Consider the following 21,595-nt stretch of genomic DNA (forward strand, 5'->3'; position numbering starts at 1 on the left):
GCACCTCCACCAGGAGCGGTTGCGGCCGGATCGGACCGGGCCGCCGGGCACGCCGCCCGTTTCCCCAGCATGGGCGCATCCGCCCCCGGCCGCCTCCGCGCGGCGGCCCACCGCTTCACGACCCGGTCTCCGCGAACACCCAGCGGCGGGTGGCCGTGTCGTAGTCGAGCAGGGCCCGCCCCCGTGTCCCTCCCGTACGGAACGGCCGCCCTTCGTCGTCGATCCGTACGGTGCCGGACCGCCCGCCGCCGCTCCAGCCCAGTTCCGCGAACCAGTCGCAGTCGCAGCCGGCCGTCCGGCCGGTGATCAGGAAGACCTCGGGCTCGGTGACGGAGACGCGGTACGGGAAGGCGACCGCCCCGATGGCCTCGCCCGAGTCGTTTCCGGCGACCGAGCGGGCGACGGGGCGCGGCGCGTCGAGGTCCACGTCGAACATCCTCGGGGTGAGGGACCCGCCGCAGCCGGAACTCATGCGGTAGATCCGGCCCGGAGCCACCGGGCGCCGCTCGACGACCCGGATGCGCAGCGATTCCAGCACCACGGCCCGGTCGTCCCGGCCCTGCACGGTGATCCGGACCCCGGTCTCGCCCGCGTGCACCGCGCCGAGCGCCGCCGCCCAGGGGGCCGCGTCGGCTTCCGTCGGCGGCGGCGGTACGGCGGTGGGGACCCGGTCGACGCGGTAGGCGTGGTCGCAGCCGTTCTTCCAGACGTGGTCGTCACCGGTCCAGGTGAAGGGCGCGGACCCGGCCGCCGGTCGCCCGGCGGCTCCGGTCCCGGCCTCGTCGCGCGTCCCGACACCGGGCGGCGCGGGCGACCCCGTGCCGCCGCCGGGTGGGGTCCCGCTCGGGGCCGTACGCGGCGTGGCGCGCGGCGTGACGGGGGTGGGGGAGCCCGAGGGGACGGGAGCCGGGTCCTCCACCGGGGGCGGGCCCGGACGGTGGGCGATGGCCGGGCTCCTGTCCGGGCCGGGGGGTGCCGTCCCACCGAGGGCCGCGACCAGGGCGAGGGAGGCGGCGGCGAGGCCGCCGATGGCGTGCCCGTACCGGCGCGCTCGACGGGGCCGGAGCGCCGCATCCCGGGAGGCCCCGCCCTTCCCCACCGCGGCCGTCTCCCGCGGTGTCCCATGGCCGGTCGTCACCTCGCCCGGTCGCCCGAGGGCGGCGGGCGACGACGGCCCGGCCCCGCGCCGGTCCGCAGCCGCCCCGCGACCGCTGTCCTCCCGCACCGGGCCGGACACACCGCCGTCCGCCGGGTCCGCGGGACCGCTGCCGTCCCGCACCGGGCCGGGCGCGCCGTCGTCCGCCGATTCCCGTATCCCCTGCCGGTCCACCCGCTCCCCGTCCGCCAGCAGCCACAGGCGGTGCAGGGCCGCCCGGTCGCCGGACGACGCGCCGCACAACCGGGCCAGCCGCTCCACCGGGGCGAACTCCGCGGGGACCGTCCGCCCCGTGCAGTACCGGTGCAGTGTCGAGCCGCTGACCCCGATCCGCCGGGCCAGCGACGCGTACGTCCGGCCCGATCCCTCCCGCAGTGCGCTCAGCCGTGCCGCCAGCGCCGCCCGTGCCGTGCCCCCGGTCCCACCCACCACCCGCTCGACCTCCCCCGTGCCGTTCCAGGGCGTTCCAGCCCCCTGAGAACACCCACGTCACCGGGGGTGGGACGGTTCCACCCCGGCGGGAAGCCGTGTCGGGCTTGTCCGGGTCCGGCACGGCGGCCCAGGCTGTACCCCGTTCCCGTACCGCCCTCCGCACCGCCGCCGTACAGCTCCTGAGCGGGCTTCGTACGCCCGGCGCCGGGCCGTACGGCCGACCCGACGCAACACCGTCCGACCGCGCCCTTCGACGCACCGTCCGAAACGGGGAAACCTCACCATGCGCACCTTCCGTACCGCACTCCTGACCGCCGCCGCGGCGGCCGGCCTCGCCCTCACCGCCCTGGCACCGGCACCCGCCGCGGCGGCTCCGGCCCCGGCTCCCGTCCCGCCGAAGTTCCTGAGCGCGGGCCAGCTGCCCGCCTCCCTCACCCCCTGGACGGCCGGTCCGGTACGCCAGGGAGCACCGCAGGAGGGATCCGTGTGCACCGCCGGGATCGCACCGGCGGCCGGTACCCGCCACCGCGACTTCCGTACCGAGCTGGACACCGGCGCCCGCCAGACCATCACGGTCGCCACCACGACCGCGCGGGCCAGGAAGCTCGCCGCCGATCTGCGCACCGCTCTGGAGACCTGCCTCGACCGGATGAAGGAGCAGGACCCCGGTCTGGAAGGGGAGGCGTTCCACCACGGCAGGATCGACGTCGAGGAGGGCGCGTACCTGTACAGCATCGACACGTCCTACCCGGAGGTCGGCTCCACCGACATCGGGCTGTACTCCGTGGGCCGTGACGGCCGTGCGGTCACCGTCGTCGAGTGGGGGCAGATGGGCGAGCTGGACGGCGCGCCCTTGGAAGGGTTCAGGAAGACGACGCGCACCGCCGTCGCCAAGCTGTACTGACCCCGCCGGGCCCCAGCGCCCCCCGACCGGCCGTCGGGGGGCGGCCGGTCGCCGGAGGTGCGGGGCACCTCCGGCCGGAGCATCCTGACAAGGTGACCCGGCACGATACGACCCGGCACCCCCCGCCCGCCGGAAACGGGACCGCGGCCGGGGCGGAGGGTGCTGGCCGGGTGCCCGACGAGCTCTCCCTCGTCCTCGCGCAGGCCCTCGTCGGCGCCGTCGAGTCCAGCGACGGCTTCGCGGGCGGGATCTATCTGCGCAGCGGTACGCCGGGGCTCCTGCGGCTCGCGGTGCTGGCCGGACTGCCGGGCCCGCTGTTCCGGCCCTGGTGGCGGATGCACGTGAACCGGCCCTTCCCGGTCTCCGAGGCGTACCGCTCGGGCCGGCCCGTGCTGCTGTCCGACGCCGAGGAGGCGATGCGCCGGTTTCCGCAGCTCATGGCCGGACTGCCGTTCCCGTTCGGTTCGCTGTGGGTGCCGGTCACCGGGACTCGGGACAGCGTGGGCGTCCTGGTGGTCCTGCGGGCCTCCACGCCGGGGCGGCCCGTCGCGCCGGCCGACGGCGACCGGCTGCACCGGCTCGGTCGCCGGCTCGGCGGTGCGCTCACCGACCTGGAGCGACGGGGCGTCGCGTGCGTGTGGGAGGGCGAGCCGGTCCCCGTGCAGCTGCCCGTGGCCACCGCGCCCCCGGTGCGGGTCGGCCGCTTCGACTGGGACCTGCACTCCGGACGGGTCGCCGCCGACGGCGAACTCTGCGCGATCCTCGGCTTCGAGCCCGCCGCTTTCCCCGGCACCGTCGACGCGCTCGCCGAACGGCTGGTGCCGGAGGACGTGTTCGGGCTCTGGGCCCTGGCCCGGCAGACGGTGGAGTCGGCCGAACCGGTCGTCCGCCGGATGCGGCTGCGCGGCCCCGACGGCCGGTCCCATCTGCTGGAGCTCTCCGGCCGCTGGACCCACCCGGACGGCGAGGCGTCCGCCGCCCATCTGGCCGGCTTCCTGGTCGACCTCGGAACGGGGCCCGTCGTGGCCGAGGCCGCGGACCGGCTGCCCCGTGGCGTTCTCTCCCTGGACCGGCTGGGCAGGATCACGTACGCCAACGCCCCCGCCGAGGAACTCCTCGGCCACTCCCGTACGGAGCTGGTGGGCCACCTCGTGTGGCGGGCCCTGCCGTGGTTCGGGCACGAGGCGTACGCGGACCACTACCGGGCCGCCATGATCGCCGACGAGCCCGTCCACTTCCTCGCCCGCCGCCCGCCCTCGCACTGGCTGTCGGTGTCGCTGTACCCGAGCCACGACGGGGTGAGCGTCGTCCTCCAGGACACCGACCGGCCGGCCTACGCCCCCGGCTCGATCACCGTGCCGGGGCTGGGCATCGGATCGACCGCCGACCGCTCCTCCGCCCTGTACCGCCCGGTGGCCCTCGCCATCGCGCTGACCGAGGCGGTCACGGCCCGCCAGGTCTCGGCGGTGGTCACCGAGGAACTGCTTCCCGCGTTCGGCGGTCGCCAGCTCGCCATCTACCTGCTGAACGACCGCCATCTCCACCTGGCCTGGGAGACGGGGTTCCCCAAGGGGTTCCTCGACCGCTTCGACGGGGTCGGGCTCGACGTCAGCATCCCCGGCGTGGAGACCCTGACCACGGGCCGGCCGATCTTCTTCGAGTCCATGCAACGCCTGGCCGAGGCGTATCCGGGCATCCCGATCGACGCGGACGTCGGGGCACGGGCGTTCCTGCCGCTGATCGCCTCGGGGCGGCCCGTCGGCTCCTGCATCCTCGGCTTCGACCGGCCGCGCGGCTTCAGCCCGGAGGAGCGTACGGTCCTCACCGCCCTGGCCGGGCTCATCGCGCAGGCCCTGCAGCGCGCCCAGCGCTACGACAGCGAGTCGGCGCTCGCCCGCGGGCTCCAGGACGCCCTGCTGCCGCACCGGCTGCCCGAGGTGGACGGGGTGGACACCCTGGGGCGCTATCTCTCCGGCACCCAGGGCATGGACGTGGGCGGCGACTGGTACGACGTCATCGAGACCGGACACGAACTCGCCCTGATCATCGGCGACGTACAGGGGCACGGAGTCTCCGCCGCCGCGACGATGGGGCAACTCCGCAGTGCGGTAAGGGCGTTCGCATTGAGCAATCACGATCCGCAGGAAGTGATGAGCGGGACCAACCGGCTGCTCATCGACCTCGACCCCGGCCAGTTCGCGAGCTGCTGCTACATCGCCCTCGATCCGGGGACCGGCGTGGCCCGCGCCGTACGGGCGGGGCACCCGCAGCCCGTGCTGCGGCACCCCGACGGCCGGACGGAGGTGCTGGACCTGCCCGGCGGCATCGTGCTCGGGATCGACGGGGACGCGTCCTACCCGGTCACGGAGATGCGGCTCGAACCAGGGGCGATGCTGGCCCTGTTCACGGACGGGCTCATCGAGCGCCCGGGGACGGACATCGACGAGGGGATCGAGCGGCTGCGCGCCACCGTCGAACGCATCGGCGCGGTCCCGCTGGCCGACCGGGCCGATCAGGTCATCGCGGAGGCCAGGGCCGCCACCGACCGCCCGGACGACATCGCGCTGCTGCTGGCCGCCCGCTGGGCCGGGGCGGGGCGGCCCCGGCGATCCGGGACGGCGGGGGCGACCGGGCCCGATCTGTGGCGCACGTTCAGGGGGCCGGATCCGGGGCGCACGGAGGCTGCCCCGGATCCGGCCCGCTAGAGCCGGCCGTCGAAACGCCGTCTGCCGGTCCCTACGTCCTGCTCGGCAGGCGGCCCGTCCGACCAGACGTCCTGTCGATCAGGCGTCGGCGGGGTCCTCGGCCGGTGCGAAGGCGCCGGAGGCCTCCAGCATGCCCTCACGCTCCACGACCTTGATCCGCTCACGGCCCTGCGCCGCGCCCAGCGCCTGCTCGTGGGCGTCCAGCTTGTGCCAGCCCTCCCAGGTCGTGTAGCGCACGCCGCGGCTCTCCAGGAACGCCTCGACGGCCTCCGGGGCGGGGGTGGCCGGCTCGGCCAGACGGCCGGCGGCGCGGTCCTCCAGGAGGCAGGCGACCGTCTCGTTGGCGTCGCCCTTGGTGTGGCCGATCAGGCCGATCGGACCGCGCTTGATCCAGCCGGTGACGTAGACCGAGGTCATGTGCTCGTCCCCGGAGATGACGCGCCCGGCCTCGTGCGGGACGGTGCCGGAGGCCACGTCGAAGGGGAGCTTGGGCAGCTCCTCCGAGTAGTAGCCGACGGCGCGGTAGACGCTCTGGATGTCCCAGTCGGTGAACCGGCCGGTGCCCCGCACGTTGCCGGTGCCGTCCAGCTCGGTGCGCTCGGTGCGCAGCCCCACGACCCTGCCGTCCTCGCCGAGGATCTCGACCGGGGACTCGAAGAAGTGCAGGAAGAGCTTGTGCGGGCGGTCGCCGACATCGCGGATCGCCCAGTTCTCCAGGGTCTGCGCGACCATGTTGGCCTGCTTGTTCTCCCGGCGGGTGGCGACGGACCCCTCGTCGTAGTCGATGTCCTCGGGGTTGACGATGACCTCGATGTTGGGGGAGTGGTCCAGCTCCCGCAGCTCCATCGGGCTGAACTTGGCCTGGGCCGGTCCGCGCCGCCCGAACACGTGCACCTCCAGCGCCTTGTTCTGCTTGAGGCCCTGGTACACGTTGTCCGGGATCTCGGTGGGCAGCAGCTCGTCGGCCGTCTTGGCCAGGACGCGGGCCACGTCGAGCGCCACGTTGCCGACGCCGAGCACGGCGACCTTCTCCGCGGTGAGCGGCCAGGTGCGCGGGACCTCGGGGTGGCCGTCGTACCAGGAGACGAACTCGGCCGCGCCGTAGGAGCCGTCCAGCTGGATGCCGGGGATGTCGAGCGCCCGGTCGGCCTCGGCGCCGGTGGAGAAGATCACCGCGTCGTAGAACGAGCGCAGGTCGTCCAGGCCGATGTCGTTCGGGTAACCGACGTTGCCGAAGAGGCGGATCTGCGGCTTGTCCAGCACCTGGTGCAGGGCCTTGACGATGCCCTTGATGCGCGGGTGGTCGGGGGCCACGCCGTAGCGGATCAGGCCGAAGGGCGCGGGCATCCGCTCGAAGAGGTCGATCGAGACCCCCGGGTCCTGGCAGACCTCGGATTTGAGCAGCGCGTCCGCAGCGTAGATACCGGCGGGGCCGGCTCCGACAATGGCGACGCGGACGGGGCGTGTCATGGGTGGTGATCCTTCGGGGCGGGCGAACGCGGGCAGGTACAGCGTACGTCGGAAGTAAGGGTTGGCTTACTACTCTCCACCCCACACCGTAAGCGATGGGCCCGCGGGCTGTTCGACCGGCCCGCCTGGAGTGCCCGGTCGGCCCGTTTTGTCGTGTTGATATGGGCGATTTGGCTTGTTTGGTCATTCTGTTTCATAACGTGCTTGGCGGGGCTTTCATGGCATTTGCTTGACTTCGGCTTCGCCGCCGATGTGAAGGAGTGGTGAGCGTCACGTGTGCGAAGGCGGACGAAGAAGCGGAGGCATCGGTTCCCTTTCGTGTGGGGAAAGTTGACGGTGCGACGGCACGGTCCGATCCGGGTATTCCGATATTCGATCATGCGGAGAAAAGGGAATCCGGAATGCGGGGCTTGTTCGTTCCGATGTTTCTCGCCTACGGTCACCGTCAATCCGGATGGAACGCCGAATCCTGCCGCCGTCCGGGAATCCGAAACCCACTCACGTACGGCAGGAGCGGGGGAACCAGGTAAGTCGCCGATCCGGAACCGGAACGGCTCGGGGTGAAGTCGCACGACCGTGCGGCCAGACATCTCCCGTCTGAACCCGACAGCTCACCTCGCAGGCGCCGGAGAGGAAAGCCCCATGCCCGCACAGGGTAAGCACCGTCGTTCCCCGTCCACCTCGCTGCGCCGCGGCCTCGCCGCCGTGACCACCGGCGGAGCCGTTCTCGCCCTCCCGGTGATCGGTGCCACCAGCGCCTTCGCCGCCCCCGCACCGTCCGCCCCGCAGGCTGCCGTGGCGCCCGCATCGGTGCCCGCGCAGGTGAATTCCGCCGTCCAGGCCGCGCCCGCCCAGCATTCCGTGAAGGCCGGCGAAACCCTTTCCAAGATCGCCCGCGAACATTCCGTGAGCGGCGGCTGGAAGAAGCTGTACGAAGGCAACCGGAAGATCATCGGTGGGAATCCCCACCTCATTCAGCCGGGAATCACGCTGACGCTCGGCGCCAAGCCCGCCACCGCTTCGGAGGGCAAGGCCGCCAAGGCTTCCCCGGCCGCCGAGCGTGGATCGGCGGACCGCGCCGACCGCTCGGAGCGTGCCGGCGCCGCCCCCGTGGCGAACGCCGCTCCGGCCGCGGAGAAGAAGGCCGTCACCTACACGAACGACCTGGACGGCTGGATCAGGGAGTCGCTCGCCATCATGGCCGAGCAGGGCATCCCCGGCACCTACGAGGGCATCCACCGCAACATCATGCGTGAGTCCTCGGGCAACCCGGCCGCGATCAACAACTGGGACTCCAACGCGGTCAGGGGCACCCCGTCCAAGGGGCTGCTCCAGGTCATCGACCCGACCTTCCAGGCGTACCACGTGCCCGGCACCTCGACCGACAGCTACGACCCGGTCGCCAACATCACGGCCGCGTGCAACTACGCCGCCGACCGGTACGGCTCGATCGACAACGTCTTCGGCGCCTACTGATCCTCCCGCACCACCGCCCGAGGGGCCCCGGACCGCACGGTCCGGGGCCCCTCGGCGTCGGGGATTCGTTCAGGGGCGGAGGGCACGTGCGGGATCGGTCGGTTCAGGCCGCCGCCACGCCCCGGAACAGCAGCAGCGCGAGATCCGCCACCGCCACGGCCACCGCGCCGCCCAGCGCGGCCTTGCGCCATCGCCGGCCGAGCACCGGGCTCACGACCGCCGTCGCCCCGGCCAGGAGCAGGGCCGCTCCGCCCCCGGCGGTCACCGGGCCCGGCGGACCGAACGTCAGCACAGCCGTGGCGGCGAGGAGCGGCAACGGCAGCAGCAGCCGGGTCGTTGCGGTGCCCAGCCGATGGGGGAGCCCGCTGATGCCGGCGGCCCGGTCCGCCGCGATGTCCGGCAGCGTGTCGGCCAGATGCGCGCCCAGGCCCAACAGGGCCCCGGCCGTCACCGTCCACCACCGGGGCCACGGTGCGCCGGGGAGGGAGAGCGCCACGGCGGCGGGGAGCGCGCCGAATCCGGTGACGTACGGCAGCCAGGACAGGGCGGTCGCTTTGAGCCGCACGTTGTAGAGCCAGGCGCCCCCGACCGCCGCGAGATGCACCGTACCGGCGAGGGTGCCGCACGCGAACGAGAGCGGCACGCACAGGGCGAGCGCGACGCCTGCTGCCGCCCACACCGCGCCGGGTCCGACCGTGCCGTCGGACGCGGGCTTCCCCCGGCGCCCGGCCCGCGCGTCCCGGCGGGCGTCGTACGCGTCGTTGCACCAGCCCACCGAGAGCTGACCGGTCAGCACCGCCGCCGTGACCAGCGCGGAACGGGGGCCGCCGAGGCCGGAGCCGAGCGCGAGGGCGCAGGCGAGCGCGGTCACCGCGAGCGCCGGCCCGGGGTGGCACGCCAGCGCGAGCGCCGTGCCCGGGAGCCGTCGGCTCGCCGCGGCTTCGTGGGCCACGGCCGTGCGTGCGGCGGCCGGTGCGCCCTCCGGCGCGGCGGGACCGGCCGGGCTCACCCTGTCCGTGGCGTCCATCGGGCGATCGTAGAAGCCCGTCGGCCCGTCAATGCGGCGACAGGGCGGGTCTTTTACGCTGATTCGTCACTTATTGTGCGCAGGATGGGGCATGCCCTCACCGAAGCAGGAGGCGGGATGACCCGCATCGCCGCGGTCCACGGAGCCCTGCCGCCCCACCGTCACACCCAGCGGGAGGTCACCGACATGGTGGCCCGTACCTGCCTGCCGCCCGGCGCCGACCGGCGTGTCCTGGACCGCCTCCACGCGAACGCGCGGGTCCGCACCCGGCACACCGTGCTGCCCCTGGACGCCTACCGCGACCTCGACGGGTTCGGCCCCGCCAACGACGTGTTCATCCGGTCCGCCGCCGACCTCGGCGCCCACGCCGTACGGGGGGCGCTGCGGGCGGCGGGGCTGCGGCCCACCGATGTGGACCTGCTGATGTTCACCTCCGTCACCGGCATCGCCGCCCCCTCGGTGGACTCCCGGCTGATGGCCCGCCTCGGCATGCGGTCCGACGTCAAACGGCTGCCCGTCTTCGGCCTCGGCTGCGTCGCCGGAGCGGCCGGGACGGCCCGGCTGCACGACTACCTGCTCGGCCACCCCGACGAGGTGGCCGTGCTGCTCTCGGTCGAACTGTGCTCCCTCACCTTCCAGCGCCACGACGCATCGCCCGCCAACCTGGTGGCGACCGCCCTGTTCGGCGACGGGGCGGCGGCGGTGGTCGCCCTCGGCGGCCGCCGGGCCGTCGCCGGGCCGGAGATCGTGGCCACCCGCAGCCGGATGTACCCGGACACCGAGCACGTCATGGGCTGGGACATCGGCTCGACCGGATTCCGCGTCGTCCTCGATCCGGCCGTGCCCGACGTCGTCCGCCGGTACCTCGCCGACGACGTACGGGAGTTCCTCGACGAACACGGTCTCAAACCGAAGGACGTGGCCCACTGGGTCTGCCATCCGGGCGGCCCCAAGGTGCTGGAGGCGGTGACGGAGGTGCTCGACCTGCGGGAGGGCGCGCTCGACGTCACCTGGAGGTCGCTGGCCGACATCGGGAACCTCTCCTCGTCCTCGGTGCTGCACGTCCTGCGGGACACCATCGAACAGCGCCGCCCGGAGCCGGGAACCCCCGGACTGCTGCTGGCCATGGGACCGGGATTCTGCTGCGAACTGGTGCTGCTGCGCTGGTAGTACGGCCGCCCGTCCGGTGCCGGTACGCCACCCCGCCACGGGTGTCGGCACGCCCGCCCGCCTCGGCCCGCCACCGGGCGGAAGCCACGGTTCCCCCCTCGCCGCCCACGCCCCCCGAACGGAAGCCCGTATGACCTGGTACACCCTCCTGGTGCTGGCCGTCGCCGCCGAACGCCTCGCCGAACTCGTCGTGGCCCGCCGCAACACCCGCTGGAGCCTGGCCCGAGGCGGCGTCGAATCGGGCCGCGGGCACTATCCGGCGATGGTCGCGCTGCACATGGCGCTGCTCGTCGGCTGCCTGGCGGAGGCCGGGTTCGCGGAACGCCCCTTCCCGCCCGTGCTCGGCTGGACGATGGCGGCCGTCGTCCTCCTCGCGCAAGTGCTGCGCTGGTGGTGCATCCGGACGCTCGGCCCCCGCTGGAACACCCGCGTCATCGTGGTCCCCGGCCTGCCGAAGGTCACCGGCGGCCCCTACCGGTGGCTGAGCCACCCGAACTACCTGGCCGTCGCCGCCGAGGGGACCGCGCTGCCGCTGGCCCACGGGGCGTGGGTGACCGCCCTCGTGTTCACCGTCCTGAACGCCGCGCTCCTGGCGGTACGGATCCGGTGCGAGGACGGAGCCCTCGGGCGCTTCCCGGCAGGGGAGGCACGGGCGTGATCGACGTCCTCGTCGCGGGCGGCGGCCCGGCCGGGCTGGCAGCGGCCGTCCGGGCCGCGTCGGCCGGCCTGGAGACCGTGGTGGTCGAGCCGCGCACCACCCCCCTCGACAAGGCGTGCGGGGAGGGCATCATGCCCGGCGGTGTCGCCGCCCTCCGCGACCTCGGTGTACGGGTCGGCGGCCGTGAGTTGCGCGGCATCCGCTACACCGACGGCCGGCGCAGCGCGGAAGCGGCCTTCCGGGACGGCCCCGGCGCGGGCGTCCGCCGCACCGACCTCCACACCGCCCTGCACGAGCGGGCCACCGCCCTCGGCGTACGCGTCGTCACCGCCAAGGCCCACGGGGTCCGGCAGGACGAGCGCACCGTCACCGCCGCCGGTATCACCGCGCGCTGGCTGATCGCGGCGGACGGCCTCCACTCGCCGCTGCGCCGCGCGCTGGGCCTCGACCGGCCCGTCCCCGGCCCCGGGCGCTACGGCCTGCGCCGCCACTATCCGGTCGCACCGTGGACCGACCACGTCGAGGTGCACTGGTCCCGGTACGGCGAGGCGTACGTGACGCCGGTCGGCGACCGCCTGGTGGGCGTGGCCGTGCTGAGCCGCGAGCGCCGTCCCTACGACCAGCACCTGGCGGCCTTCCCGGCTCTCGCGGCCCGGCTCGCGGGCGTCGCCGGGGCCACCACCGTACGGGGGGCCGGTCCGCTGCGTCAGCGGGCGCTCGGGCGGCGGGCCGGGCGCGTCCTGCTGGTCGGCGATGCCGCGGGCTACGTGGACGCCCTGACCGGCGAGGGCATCGCTCTCGCCACGGCCACCGCGACCGCCGCGATCGACTGCCTGACCGCAGGGCGGCCGGAGGAGTACCCCCGCCGCTGGGCGCACGTCACGCGACGCCACCGGTGGCTCACCGCCGCCCTGCTGGGCGCGGCGGGACACCCGTCCTCCGGGCGGCTCATCGTCGCCGCCGCCCACCGGGCTCCCGCCGTGTTCCGCGCCGCGGTCCACGCGCTCCGGTGAGACCGCGGCGTGTCCGGCCGCCCGCCCGAATGGCGCAGGCCCCGGTTCGGGCATAACGTCGATCGGGTGAGCGCCCGCGCGTACGCGGCGCACTGCCCTCGGCACGGAAGACGACTCCACCATGACGGGCTCCCGCGCGACACCCCCGCCCACGGCCACCGCACACGACCGGCACCGCGGCGGACTGGCCCTGCTGGTCATCGCCTCGTGCCAGCTGATGGTGGTGCTCGACGTCACCATCGTCAACATCGCGCTGCCGCACATGCAGAAGGACCTCGGGTTCTCCACCGAGAACCTGTCCTGGGTCGTCAACGCCTACACGCTGACCTTCGGCGGTCTGCTGCTGCTCGGCGGACGGCTCGGCGACATCCTCGGCCGCCGCCGGGTCTTCATCTTCGGCGTGCTCCTCTTCGTCTTCGCCTCGCTGCTGGGCGGACTCTCCCAGGAGGGCTGGCAGTTGCTGGCAGCCCGCTCCCTCCAGGGGGTCGGCGGCGCCATCGCCTCGCCCACCGCCCTGTCGCTGATCACCACGACCTTCCGCGAGGGCCCCGAACGCAACCGTGCCTTCGGGGTGTTCGCGGCCGTCTCGGCGGGCGGCAGCGCGATCGGCCTGCTTGCCGGCGGGGTACTGGTGGAGTGGCTGGACTGGCGCTGGGTCCTGTTCGTCAACGTCCCCATCGGCCTGCTGATCGCCGTCGCCACGCCTCGCTTCATCCCCGAGTCGGAGCGCCGGCCGGGCCACTTCGACATCGCCGGGGCCCTCACCTCGACGGCCGGCATGGTACTGCTCGTCTACGGCTTCATCCGCGCCTCCGAGGAGGGCTGGACCGAGGCGCTGACCCTCGGCTCGTTCGCCGCCGCCGTGGTCCTGCTCGCCGCGTTCATCCTGGTCGAACACGGTTCGAAGCAGCCCATCACGCCGCTGTGGATGTTCCGCGACCGCAACCGCGCCGGATCGTACGCGATGATGCTCAGCCTCGCCGCCGCCATGTTCGGGATGTTCTTCTTCCTGACACTCTTCGTGCAGAACGTCCTCGATTTCAGCCCGCTGCGGGCCGGACTCGCCTTCCTGCCGGTGAGCGCCGTCATCGCCGTCAGTGCGGGCCTCGCCTCCCAACTGCTGCCCCGGTGGGGCCCGAAGCCCTTCATGGTGGTGGGCGCGCTCCTGGCCGCTGCCGGGCTCGGCTGGCTGACGCTGACCGATGTCCACAGCACGTACCTCGGCTCGATCCTCGGACCGATGCTCGTCTTCGGCTTCGGCATGGGCATGCAGTTCGTGTCGCTGACCCTGATGGCGGTCTCGGGCGTCGCCCCGAAGGAGGCGGGCGCCGCCTCCGGCGTCCTCAACGCCACCCAGCAGGTCGGCGGGTCCCTGGGGCTCTCGATCCTGGTCACGACGTTCGGGACGGCCAGCCGGAACGAGGCGAGGGACCAGGTCCCGGAATTCCTGCGCGAGGGCACCCCCGCGCAGCTCCTGGAGTTCCGCAGGACCGGGCAACTGCCCTCGCCCTGGGGCGATCAGGTCCTCACCTCGGGCGTCTCCGGCGCCTTCGTGGTCGCCGCCTGCTTCGCCGTGCTCGCCGCCTTGGTCGCCCTGTTCGTCATCCAGGTGCGCTCCGACGACCTGGCACGCCTCCGGGGCGGCGCGACGCCGCTCGCGGCGGAGGGCGCGGCCGAGGACGCCGCGCCCGGAACGGACACCGGCCCGGACACCGACCGACCCGCGAAAGGGCGCTGAGCCATGGACTGGACCCTCGAAGTGATCGTGCTCCCCGTGACCGACATCGACCGGGCCCGCGATTTCTACCGGGACGGGGTCGGCTTCCACGTCGACCTCGACGACGAGGTGATGCCGGGCGCCCGTGTCGTCCAGCTGACACCACCCGGATCCGGCTGCTCCATCGCGCTGACCGAGGGCCTGCCCCACCCGACCGGAACCCCGCAACCGGGCACGTACCACGGCCTCCAGCTCTGCGTCACCGACATCGACGCCGCATACGCCGAACTCGTGGGCCGGGGTGTCGAGGTCTCCGAACCGCAGAGGTACGCCCCCGACGACGGGGCGACCTTCCTGTACTTCACCGATCCGGACGGAAACGGCTGGGCGGTGCAGGAGTACCGGCGGCGGAGGAACGAGCCCCTGCACCGGGTGCTCGCCGACCTGGCGGCGCGGAACGCGGACGGCTCGGGGGACACGGTGGGGTGAACCGGATGCGGAGGTGGATCGCGTCGCGCCGGTTCCACCAGAATGCTCCCCGTAGCGAGTGCAGGGATTCATCAGCGCAAGGGAGCGGCATCCACATGGGCGCCAACGCAGACATGGTGGCCTTCGTCCGGGCGCGGCTCGCCGACGAGGAACAGGTCGCACTGGCCGCCGGCGGCGACCGATGGCGGTGCCCGGCCGATGTGCCGGGCGAGGTCCACGACCGCACCGGCGGAGTGGCGTTCACGGTACGGGGCCGGGGCTTCGACCAGCACATCGCGCTCCAGGACCCCGCGCGCACCCTGGAGCGCATCGAGACGAACCGGGTCATGCTCGGCGAGTACGTCGAGGTGGCCGACCTGGACACCGACCGCCCGGCCGAGGACTTCCGCTCCGGCCGCGCGGTGGGTCTGGGCTTCGCCGTACGCCAGCTCGCCGCCGAGTACGCGGGCCACCCCGACTACCAGGCCCGCTGGTTGCCCAGATTCATCCAGTAGTGCCCGGAGGCGACCGCCCGGGCGACCGCGGGTTTCCCAACTGCCGTTGACCCGGCGGGCGGGTGGGGTCGCCGGGCGCCCGGAGACCGTGAACGGCGTGTCACCGGTGTGGTGCGGGCCGGTGACGGTGAAGGTGATCCACATCAAAATGGCGTTGCTCTCTGGTGAGGAGTGATCTCGCCGTGTAGCGTCGCCGGAAGATGTCGTGGTTCGCAGTACCTGCCCGCGCCTGGCGCGGGCGTTTTGCTGAGCAATGCCTGAGAACCAGGGCGATCACCTCCGGATCCGCACGGTGCGGATCCGTCAACTCCTGAGAGGTACAGGCATGGCCAGCGGAACCGTCAAGTGGTTCAACTCGGAAAAGGGCTTCGGCTTCATCGCGCAGGACGGCGGGGGTCCGGACGTCTTCGCGCACTACTCCAACATCAACGCCTCCGGCTTCCGTGAGCTCCAGGAAGGCCAGGCGGTGACCTTCGACATCACCCAGGGCCAGAAGGGCCCGCAGGCGGAGAACATCACCGCCGCCTGATCCGGTCGACCGACCCGGAGCCCCGGAACGCATCGCGTTCCGGGGCTCCGGTGTTGCGTGGGCCGGCCCCCGCCGTCCCGCCGGGCGCGGTCCGATTGGCGTGCCGCGGTACGGGTACACGGTGGCTGTCGAACCGAACGCTCCGGGAGCCTCCCGGAGCGAGAACGGAGGGCCGACCCATGCTGAAGGCCATCGCCGACGTGCTGCGCTCCATCGGGGGAGCCGTCGCCACCGTGGTCGCCCTGCCCTTCCGGGCGGTGGCCAGGCTGTTCTCGGGCGCGTCGAGCACCGCACGCGGACACCACTGAACGCGACACGTCCGTGGCCCGGCCCTCCGAGGGCCGGGCCACGGACGTGTGGGGCGGGAGCCGGGCGGTCAGCCCGTGGGCTCGTCCGGGGTGGGTTGCTCCTCGGGGTGCGCGCCCGCGTTGCGCGGCGTTTCCCGGCCGGCTCCCGCCTCGTCCGGCTCGGGCTCGTCCGCGCGGGCCACCCGGTCCGGAATCGGTATGTCGAGAGCGTCCTCGCCCTCCTGGGTCTGCTGGTCCGGCATGTCCGCCGGAACGGGAGGAGGGCTGCCGGCAGCTCCGGTGTAGGCGGTGCCTTCCGGCCTGCGGTCAGTCATGAGAGCTTCCTTCCGTTCTGCCCCGTGCGACCGGGGATGAGTGATGCGCCCTGGTGGGTACCCGCTTCCGGGCGAACCAGTCACCTGGTCCGACGAGGCCTCGGACACCCGGTCGGGGGCGGGGGAGAAGCCGCGCGGCCCCCGGAGCCCGGTCGTACGGGAAGGTCCGGGCCACCCTCGGGGACCGCGCCGAACGGCTCGGAACGGCGATGGCCGCCCGTGGTGTGGCTCGCCCCTGCGCGGGTACTCGGGGCCTTGCCCCTACCGGGCGCACGACGAATCCGGCGGAAGGAACACCATGCTGATGGCCCACCCCACGGTCCTGCGCAACCTCGTCGAGCAGTACGAGGCGCTGCGTGTGCTGCACGCGGACAGCGGTGGCGAGGAGGCGCGTCAGCGGATGGACGACGTGGCGTACACCCTGTGCGTCTCCACCGGGACCGGGGATGTCGACAGCGCCCTGGTAGCAGCCCGCCACCGGTTGCCCGGCGCCCGGCCCGAGGACGACTCCGTCCTCTCCGCCTGAGTGCCGTCGACCATCGAAGAGGAGGACGCCGTGGCCCGTACGGTGGGCGTCGAGGAAGAGCTGCTGCTGGTCGACGCGGCCAGTGGGGAGGCGCGGGCACTGTCCTCGGCGGTGCTGGCGATCGCCGAGAGGGAAGCGGTCGGGGAGTCGGCCTTCGAATCGGAACTGCACCGCCAGCAACTGGAGTTCTCCACGCACCCCTGTGCCGACATGGGTGAACTGGGGACCGCTGTCCGCCGCTGGCGGGCCGAAGCGATACGGCACGCCGCCGACGCCGGCGCGTCGGTCGCGGCCCTCGCCACCTCACCGCTCCCGGTCAGCCCCGAGATCGGCGCGGGGGAGCGGTACCGGTGGATGGCCGAGCACTTCGGGCTGACCGCCCAGGAGCAGCTGACCTGTGGATGCCACGTCCATGTCTCGGTGGAGTCGGACGAGGAGGGCGTCGCCGTGCTCGACCGGATGCGGTGCTGGCTGCCCGTGCTGCTCGCCCTGAGCGCCAACTCCCCGTTCTGGCAGGGGCAGGACAGCGGGTACAGCAGCTACCGCAGCCGGGTATGGGGGCGCTGGCCCTCGGCGGGCCCGGTGGGGGTCCACGGATCCGCCGAGGCCTACCACGCCGAGGTACGGTCCCTGGTCGACACCGGGGTGCTCCGGGACGAGGGGATGGTCTACTTCGACGCGCGCCTCTCGCACCGATACCCCACTGTGGAGGTGAGGGTCGCGGACGTCTGCCTGGACCCGGCCGACACGGTGCTGCTGGCCACGCTGGTACGCGGTCTGGTGGAGACGGCCGCACGGGAGTGGCGGGCCGGCCGTCCCGCCCCGGACACCAGCGTGGGCCTGCTGCGGGTGGCCTCCTGGCGGGCCGGCCGCTCGGGTCTGGACGACCGGCTGGTCCATCCGCTCACCCTCCGGCCGGAGCCCGTGCGCGACGTTCTGCGGGCCCTGATGGACCACGTGCGGGACGCGCTCGCGGACAGCGGTGACCTGGAGGCCGCCGAGAAGGCGCTGGCCGCCGTGGACCGGCGCGGCAACGGGGCACAGATCCAGCGCGAGATCCTGGCGCGGACCGGGAGCCTGCGCGAGACGGTCGCGGAATGCGTCCGGATCACGGCGGGCGAGCCCGCCACGGAGCGACCGCACGAACACACCGTATGAGCCACCCCGCCTGAACGACCCCGGATGAACCACCCGGACGAACGACACCAGAGGAACGGAGCAGCCCATGTCCCACCAACGCTCTCGGCGACCGCCGCATCCTGGCCATCGTCACCAACTACGGCGTCGAGCAGGACGAGCTCGTCGTCCCCGTGAAGCACCTGCGGGACCACGGAGCGCAGGTCAGCGTGGCGGCGGTCTCCACCGACGAGATCCGTACCCTCGTCGGCGACCGCGATCCCGGCGACTCCGTGCGCCCCGACCTCACGCTCGACGACGTCGACCCCGGCGCGTACGATCTCCTGCTGGTCCCGGGCGGCACGCTGAACGCCGACTCGCTGCGCCTGGAGGACGCCACCACCCGCATCGTCAGCTCGTTCGCCGCTTCCGGCCGGCCGGTGGCCGCCATCTGCCACGGGCCGTGGGCGCTGGTGGAGGGCGGCTACGTCAACGGCAAGACGCTGACCTCGTACGCCTCGCTGCGCACCGACATCACCAACGCGGGCGGCACCTGGGTCGACAAGCCCGTCGTGCGCGACGACGCCTGCGGCTGGCCGCTGATCACCTCCCGCACCCCGGGCGACCTGGAGGACTTCCTCGGCGAGATCGACGCCGTGCTCGCGGAGGAGTGAGCGGAGGAGCGATCCGTCACCGCCGCCCGGCGCACCCCCGAACCGGTCGGTCCACCGGGCGCGGAGCCCTCGCGGAGATGCACGGGGCGGGGGCTCGCCCCGGTGGTCAGTTCAGCGTCTGGGTCAGTGCGCTGTGCGTCGACGTGTGCACGACCCGTGCGTGTGCGCCGTTGACCAGCGGGAGGTACGGCGGCACGTGGCCGCACTCGACATCGGCGACGATCGGCACGCCGAGCGGACCGAGGGCCTCCAGCACGGCCTGGTGCTGCGTGAGCGAGGACGTGTCCGGGGCCGAGGTGCGGCCCACGAGTACGGCGTTGGCCGCGTCGAAGAATCCGGCCAGCCGCATCCCGTGCAGATAGCGGCAGATCGCGAACGCGTCGTCGCCGGCCGCCTCCACGTACACGAGGAGGCCCTCCGGGGCGTGCGTCCGGGCGAAGGCCGAGGTGTCGAGGTACGGCGTGCCCGCCACGTTGGCCAGCATCTCGGTGCAGCCCCCGATGAGCCGCCCGGCGACGTCCACGTCGCCGCCGCCGTCCAGCCGGGTCCACCGCCCCGGCGTGTCGAGCGTGAACGCGCGGACGTCCGGGTGGAGCGCGTAGTCGTCCCATGCCTCGGCCCGGTGCCGCTCCGGCGGGGTCTGGGAGAACCGATGGCCCGGCGGCGCGGCCACGATGTCCAACCAGGAGACCAGCCCTTCCGGTGCCCGGCACGGGGTGTCCATCAGGTTGTTCCCGTGCACGGTCGCGACCCCGGTGAGAAGGGTGAGCGGGGTCATGACGGTGGACATGTCCGAGTAGCCCACCAGCCAGGTCGGCTCGGCCGCGCGCAGCCGGTCCCAGTCGAGCAGGGCCAGCAGGTCGATCCCCGTCTCCCCGCCCCACGGCGGCACCACCGCCCGGATGCCGGGATCGGTCAGCATCTCCGTCAGCTCCGCCGCCCGGTCGGCCGCGGGTGCGCTGACGTGCCGGGAGCCGTCCATGCACCGGCCCGTGACGACCTCGTACCCCTGTTCCTCCACCACGCGCACCGCCGTGGCGAGCCGCTCGCGCAGTTCGTCGGGCACGCCACTCGAGGGGGAGGTGACGCCGATGCGGTCACCGGGCCGGAGGGGACGTGGATATCGCACGGTCATGCGCCGGATTTTGACACAGCGCCGGGCCCGGCTGCCGAGGCGGTCTCGAACCGAGACTCACCGAAGGTTAGGCTGTCCTAAGTTAGTTCGGTTCTCTCGTCCCTGCGGGCGAGGCGCTCAGGCCGATCACGCGTACGAAGGGGCAGTGTCCATGACGATCCACCGAGCCGTCGTCGCCCGAGTGCGGCCACTCACCGCGTCCATGACCCGCGTGACCCTTCACGGGGAAGGCCTGAAGGGCTTCGAGACCACCGGGGTCGGTGACGAGTACGTGCGGATCTTCCTCCCGCACGGTCGGGACCGCACCGATGTCTCCCTGCCGCGGACGACCGAGCAGGGCGGCTGGGAGACGCCGGAGGGGCAGCCCGTCGCGCCGATGCGCACGTACACGATCCGCGCGGTGCGACCGGAGGCGGGTGAGATCGACATCGACTTCGTGCTGCACGAGGGCGGAGTCGCCTCGGCCTGGGCCGCGGAGGCGCGGACCGGGGACGTCATCGGCGTCAACGACCCGACCGGCCTCTACAGTCCGCCCGCCGACCTCGCCTGGCAGGTGCTGGTCGCCGACCAGACCGGTCTGCCCGCCGTCGCCCGTCTGCTGGAGAACGCCCCGGACCACGTCAGGACCCGCGTGGTCCTGGAGGCTCCCGACCCCGCCGCCGTGCTGCCGCTGCGGGAACTGCCCGACTCCAAAGTGACCTGGACCTACGGCGGGAACGGCCACGGACCGAGCCGTCTGGCCGACCTGGTCGCCGCCGCCGTACCGCCCGGAACGGACCTCACCGGCGGCTATGTGTGGGTCGCGGGGGAGACCAACGCCCTGCGCGCGGTGCGCCGTTACCTCCGCCGCGATCTGGGGCTGCCGGCGGACCGCTTCAAGGTCGTCGGTTACTGGATACCGAACTCCGACACCTGGTCCGAGCGGTACGAGGCGCTGCCCGACGCGGTGCGCGCCGAGTTGGAGGCCCTGTGGGACGGCCCGGCCGGCGACACCGAGGACGTCACCATCCGCTACGAGACCCGTCTGAGCGAGTTCGGGCTCTGACCACGGAACCGGTACCGCGTGACCGGTGCGCCCGTACGCCGAGGCGTCAGGACGCCGACCGCGCGCCATCGACTCCGCTGCCGCACACATGAGGTCCGGGTTTCCGTGTGTCAGCAACGGGGTGGGTGGGTAATGTCGTCAGCGATCAAGTAAAGGTAGCCTTACCCGCGCGACTCGGAGGATTCGGTGACCAACCCGTTCGAGGACGAGGAGGGCACCTACCTGGTGCTCGTCAACCACGAAGGGCAGCACTCCTTGTGGCCGGCGTTCGCCGAGGTGCCCGCCGGATGGACCGTGGCCCATCCGGAGGACTCACGCCAGGCATGCCTGGACTACGTGGAGGAGAACTGGACCGACCTGCGGCCGAAGAGCCTGATGGAGGGCATGGCGGCCGACCCCGCATGAGGACTCCACGGCACCCCCGGCCGCGGAGCCCCGGTCCCCGACGGGAACGCCGCGCAGCCCCCCGGTCGACCCGCCGTCCCGGCACCACCGGTGGCCCCCGTGTACGGTGCGGGGCCACCGGTGTGCTCGTGGCACGGGCGCGGGACGGAAAACGCCGGCTGTGCCCCGAAGCCGGTCCGACAGCCCCAGGAGCGCGCCCCGTATGAGCCACCCCGCCCCCGGCCTTCCCTTCCCCGACGCCCTCCGCCCCGACGCGTCCCCCGCGCCGCATCCGCTGCTCGCCCCGGTCATCGGGTACCTCGGCACCTGGCGGGGCACCGGCCGCGGCGGGTACCCGACGCTGGAAGCGGACTTCACGTACGCCCAGGAGGTCACGTTCAGCCATGACGGGCGGCCCTTCCTCGCGTACGAGGCCAGGGCCTGGCTGCTCGACGCGGACGGGAACCCGCTGCGGCCGTCCGCCCGCGAGACCGGCTGGTGGCGGCTGCGGGCGGACGGGCGGATGGAGGCCCTGATCACCCAGCCCACCGGCATCGCGGAGATCCTGTCCGGCCACGTCCTCGACGGCGCCGTCGAGCTCGCCACCGAGCAGGTGTCCCTCGCCCCCACCGCCAAGCCGGTCGAGGCCACCCGCCGCCGCTACACGCTGACGGACTCCGACACGCTCGGCTTCGTCCACGATCTCGCCGCGGTCGGCCGGCCGCTTCAGCACCACCTGTCCGCACAGCTCCGCCGAGAAGCCCCCCGGCAGGTCTGTTCAGTGGCCGGAGCATGACCGGGGCGGCGATTGACGGCCGCACCACGGGGCAGGTGGACGGGAAGCACCGGAGAG

The 21,595-nt window shown here is 73.3% G+C and carries 22 protein-coding genes and 1 riboswitch; of the genes, 17 read left to right on the plus strand and 5 right to left on the minus strand.

Annotation, left to right across the window (positions count from 1 at the left end):
• Window positions 1-115: 115 nt before the first annotated feature.
• Window positions 116-1,588, minus strand: a complete 1,473-nt coding sequence (locus QFZ71_RS29340) for a transcriptional regulator (RefSeq protein WP_307671173.1) — start codon at window positions 1,586-1,588, stop codon at window positions 116-118.
• A 283-nt stretch (window positions 1,589-1,871) separates the two neighbouring features.
• Between QFZ71_RS29340 and QFZ71_RS29345 the strand changes: the two genes are divergently transcribed.
• Both QFZ71_RS29345 and QFZ71_RS29350 read left to right on the plus strand, forming a co-directional pair.
• Entirely contained in the window at window positions 1,872-2,492 is a 621-nt protein-coding gene (locus tag QFZ71_RS29345) for a hypothetical protein (protein ID WP_307671174.1), read from the plus strand.
• Between the two features lie 170 nt (window positions 2,493-2,662).
• Complete coding sequence (locus QFZ71_RS29350; RefSeq protein WP_307671175.1) at window positions 2,663-5,197, plus strand: SpoIIE family protein phosphatase; 2,535 nt, start codon at window positions 2,663-2,665, stop codon at window positions 5,195-5,197.
• 78 nt (window positions 5,198-5,275) lie between these two features.
• Here the strand turns inward: QFZ71_RS29350 and QFZ71_RS29355 are convergent, their stop codons facing one another.
• Window positions 5,276-6,667: an FAD-dependent oxidoreductase gene (locus QFZ71_RS29355; RefSeq protein WP_307671176.1), complete on the minus strand. Its 1,392-nt coding sequence runs from the start codon at window positions 6,665-6,667 to the stop codon at window positions 5,276-5,278.
• Window positions 6,668-7,117: 450 nt separating this feature from the next.
• A riboswitch (cyclic di-AMP (ydaO/yuaA leader) is annotated at window positions 7,118-7,305 on the plus strand.
• A 4-nt stretch (window positions 7,306-7,309) separates the two neighbouring features.
• On the opposite strand from QFZ71_RS29355, the gene QFZ71_RS29360 reads away from it, so the two are divergent.
• Window positions 7,310-8,143 (plus strand): LysM peptidoglycan-binding domain-containing protein, encoded by an 834-nt coding sequence (locus QFZ71_RS29360; RefSeq protein WP_307671177.1) that lies wholly within the window; start codon window positions 7,310-7,312, stop codon window positions 8,141-8,143.
• 103 nt (window positions 8,144-8,246) lie between these two features.
• On the opposite strand, the gene QFZ71_RS29365 is transcribed toward QFZ71_RS29360, so the two are convergent.
• Entirely contained in the window at window positions 8,247-9,170 is a 924-nt protein-coding gene (locus tag QFZ71_RS29365; protein ID WP_307671178.1) for a UbiA family prenyltransferase, read from the minus strand.
• A gap of 117 nt (window positions 9,171-9,287) precedes the next feature.
• On the opposite strand from QFZ71_RS29365, the gene QFZ71_RS29370 reads away from it, so the two are divergent.
• The 8 genes from QFZ71_RS29370 to QFZ71_RS29405 all read left to right on the plus strand — a co-directional run bounded on the left by QFZ71_RS29370 (window position 9,288) and on the right by QFZ71_RS29405 (window position 15,548).
• Window positions 9,288-10,340, plus strand: a complete 1,053-nt coding sequence (locus tag QFZ71_RS29370; RefSeq protein ID WP_307671179.1) for a type III polyketide synthase — start codon at window positions 9,288-9,290, stop codon at window positions 10,338-10,340.
• Between the two features lie 130 nt (window positions 10,341-10,470).
• Window positions 10,471-10,998: an isoprenylcysteine carboxyl methyltransferase family protein gene (locus tag QFZ71_RS29375; RefSeq protein ID WP_307671180.1), complete on the plus strand. Its 528-nt coding sequence runs from the start codon at window positions 10,471-10,473 to the stop codon at window positions 10,996-10,998.
• On the plus strand, window positions 10,995-12,011 hold the full coding sequence (locus tag QFZ71_RS29380; RefSeq protein WP_307671181.1) for an NAD(P)/FAD-dependent oxidoreductase: 1,017 nt from the start codon (window positions 10,995-10,997) through the stop codon (window positions 12,009-12,011). Before QFZ71_RS29375 ends, QFZ71_RS29380 begins: the two co-directional genes overlap by 4 nt.
• Window positions 12,012-12,132: 121 nt before the next feature.
• On the plus strand, window positions 12,133-13,749 hold the full coding sequence (locus QFZ71_RS29385; protein WP_307671182.1) for an MFS transporter: 1,617 nt from the start codon (window positions 12,133-12,135) through the stop codon (window positions 13,747-13,749).
• Between the two features lie 3 nt (window positions 13,750-13,752).
• Window positions 13,753-14,217: a VOC family protein gene (locus QFZ71_RS29390; protein ID WP_307671183.1), complete on the plus strand. Its 465-nt coding sequence runs from the start codon at window positions 13,753-13,755 to the stop codon at window positions 14,215-14,217.
• Window positions 14,218-14,312: 95 nt separating this feature from the next.
• Window positions 14,313-14,711, plus strand: a complete 399-nt coding sequence (locus QFZ71_RS29395) for a DUF6221 family protein (protein WP_307671184.1) — start codon at window positions 14,313-14,315, stop codon at window positions 14,709-14,711.
• Between the two features lie 325 nt (window positions 14,712-15,036).
• The gene (locus QFZ71_RS29400; RefSeq protein ID WP_030188562.1) at window positions 15,037-15,240 is read left to right on the plus strand and encodes a cold-shock protein; all 204 of its coding nucleotides are present in this window, start codon (window positions 15,037-15,039) and stop codon (window positions 15,238-15,240) included.
• Window positions 15,241-15,419: 179 nt separating this feature from the next.
• Window positions 15,420-15,548, plus strand: a complete 129-nt coding sequence (locus tag QFZ71_RS29405; RefSeq protein WP_307671185.1) for an LPFR motif small protein — start codon at window positions 15,420-15,422, stop codon at window positions 15,546-15,548.
• A 68-nt stretch (window positions 15,549-15,616) separates the two neighbouring features.
• Here QFZ71_RS29405 and QFZ71_RS29410 read toward each other — a convergent pair whose 3' ends face one another.
• A complete protein-coding gene (locus QFZ71_RS29410; RefSeq protein WP_307671186.1) occupies window positions 15,617-15,862 on the minus strand; it encodes a hypothetical protein in 246 nt (81 codons plus the stop codon).
• 298 nt (window positions 15,863-16,160) lie between these two features.
• Here QFZ71_RS29410 and QFZ71_RS29415 point away from each other — a divergent pair, with 298 nt between their 5' ends.
• From QFZ71_RS29415 to QFZ71_RS29425, 3 genes are all read left to right on the plus strand, one after another.
• A complete protein-coding gene (locus QFZ71_RS29415; protein ID WP_307671187.1) occupies window positions 16,161-16,388 on the plus strand; it encodes a DUF5133 domain-containing protein in 228 nt (75 codons plus the stop codon).
• A gap of 30 nt (window positions 16,389-16,418) precedes the next feature.
• The gene (locus QFZ71_RS29420; RefSeq protein ID WP_307671188.1) at window positions 16,419-17,546 is read left to right on the plus strand and encodes a glutamate--cysteine ligase; all 1,128 of its coding nucleotides are present in this window, start codon (window positions 16,419-16,421) and stop codon (window positions 17,544-17,546) included.
• Window positions 17,547-17,644: 98 nt separating this feature from the next.
• Window positions 17,645-18,178: a DJ-1/PfpI/YhbO family deglycase/protease gene (locus QFZ71_RS29425; protein WP_307671627.1), complete on the plus strand. Its 534-nt coding sequence runs from the start codon at window positions 17,645-17,647 to the stop codon at window positions 18,176-18,178.
• A 106-nt stretch (window positions 18,179-18,284) separates the two neighbouring features.
• Here QFZ71_RS29425 and QFZ71_RS29430 read toward each other — a convergent pair whose 3' ends face one another.
• A complete protein-coding gene (locus QFZ71_RS29430) occupies window positions 18,285-19,313 on the minus strand; it encodes a S66 peptidase family protein (protein WP_307671189.1) in 1,029 nt (342 codons plus the stop codon).
• Window positions 19,314-19,464: 151 nt separating this feature from the next.
• On the opposite strand from QFZ71_RS29430, the gene QFZ71_RS29435 reads away from it, so the two are divergent.
• The 3 genes from QFZ71_RS29435 (at window position 19,465) to QFZ71_RS29445 (ending at window position 21,538) form a co-directional block, all read left to right on the plus strand.
• Complete coding sequence (locus QFZ71_RS29435) at window positions 19,465-20,358, plus strand: siderophore-interacting protein (protein WP_307671190.1); 894 nt, start codon at window positions 19,465-19,467, stop codon at window positions 20,356-20,358.
• 186 nt (window positions 20,359-20,544) lie between these two features.
• Window positions 20,545-20,763 carry an MbtH family protein gene (locus tag QFZ71_RS29440; protein WP_307671191.1) on the plus strand — a complete coding sequence of 73 codons (219 nt, stop codon included), beginning with the start codon at window positions 20,545-20,547 and terminating at the stop codon, window positions 20,761-20,763.
• Window positions 20,764-20,965: 202 nt separating this feature from the next.
• Window positions 20,966-21,538 (plus strand): FABP family protein, encoded by a 573-nt coding sequence (locus QFZ71_RS29445; protein WP_307671192.1) that lies wholly within the window; start codon window positions 20,966-20,968, stop codon window positions 21,536-21,538.
• The last annotated feature ends 57 nt before the right edge of the window (window positions 21,539-21,595 follow it).

The organism is Streptomyces sp. V2I9, assembly GCF_030817475.1.
Taxonomy (GTDB): Bacteria; Actinomycetota; Actinomycetes; order Streptomycetales; family Streptomycetaceae; genus Streptomyces.

Bases quoted from the DNA above. Each gene is read 5' to 3' on its own strand.
- QFZ71_RS29345 (WP_307671174.1), top strand. From the start codon at position 1,872: ATGCGCACCTTCCGTACCGCACTCCTGACCGCCGCCGCGGCGGCCGGC.
- QFZ71_RS29355 (WP_307671176.1), bottom strand. From the start codon at position 6,667: ATGACACGCCCCGTCCGCGTCGCCATTGTCGGAGCCGGCCCCGCCGGT.
- QFZ71_RS29360 (WP_307671177.1), top strand. From the start codon at position 7,310: ATGCCCGCACAGGGTAAGCACCGTCGTTCCCCGTCCACCTCGCTGCGC.
- QFZ71_RS29365 (WP_307671178.1), bottom strand. From the start codon at position 9,170: ATGGACGCCACGGACAGGGTGAGCCCGGCCGGTCCCGCCGCGCCGGAG.
- QFZ71_RS29370 (WP_307671179.1), top strand. From the start codon at position 9,288: ATGACCCGCATCGCCGCGGTCCACGGAGCCCTGCCGCCCCACCGTCAC.
- QFZ71_RS29375 (WP_307671180.1), top strand. From the start codon at position 10,471: ATGACCTGGTACACCCTCCTGGTGCTGGCCGTCGCCGCCGAACGCCTC.
- QFZ71_RS29385 (WP_307671182.1), top strand. From the start codon at position 12,133: ATGACGGGCTCCCGCGCGACACCCCCGCCCACGGCCACCGCACACGAC.
- QFZ71_RS29390 (WP_307671183.1), top strand. From the start codon at position 13,753: ATGGACTGGACCCTCGAAGTGATCGTGCTCCCCGTGACCGACATCGAC.
- QFZ71_RS29395 (WP_307671184.1), top strand. From the start codon at position 14,313: ATGGGCGCCAACGCAGACATGGTGGCCTTCGTCCGGGCGCGGCTCGCC.
- QFZ71_RS29400 (WP_030188562.1), top strand. From the start codon at position 15,037: ATGGCCAGCGGAACCGTCAAGTGGTTCAACTCGGAAAAGGGCTTCGGC.
- QFZ71_RS29405 (WP_307671185.1), top strand. From the start codon at position 15,420: ATGCTGAAGGCCATCGCCGACGTGCTGCGCTCCATCGGGGGAGCCGTC.
- QFZ71_RS29410 (WP_307671186.1), bottom strand. From the start codon at position 15,862: ATGACTGACCGCAGGCCGGAAGGCACCGCCTACACCGGAGCTGCCGGC.
- QFZ71_RS29415 (WP_307671187.1), top strand. From the start codon at position 16,161: ATGCTGATGGCCCACCCCACGGTCCTGCGCAACCTCGTCGAGCAGTAC.
- QFZ71_RS29430 (WP_307671189.1), bottom strand. From the start codon at position 19,313: ATGACCGTGCGATATCCACGTCCCCTCCGGCCCGGTGACCGCATCGGC.
- QFZ71_RS29435 (WP_307671190.1), top strand. From the start codon at position 19,465: ATGACGATCCACCGAGCCGTCGTCGCCCGAGTGCGGCCACTCACCGCG.
- QFZ71_RS29445 (WP_307671192.1), top strand. From the start codon at position 20,966: ATGAGCCACCCCGCCCCCGGCCTTCCCTTCCCCGACGCCCTCCGCCCC.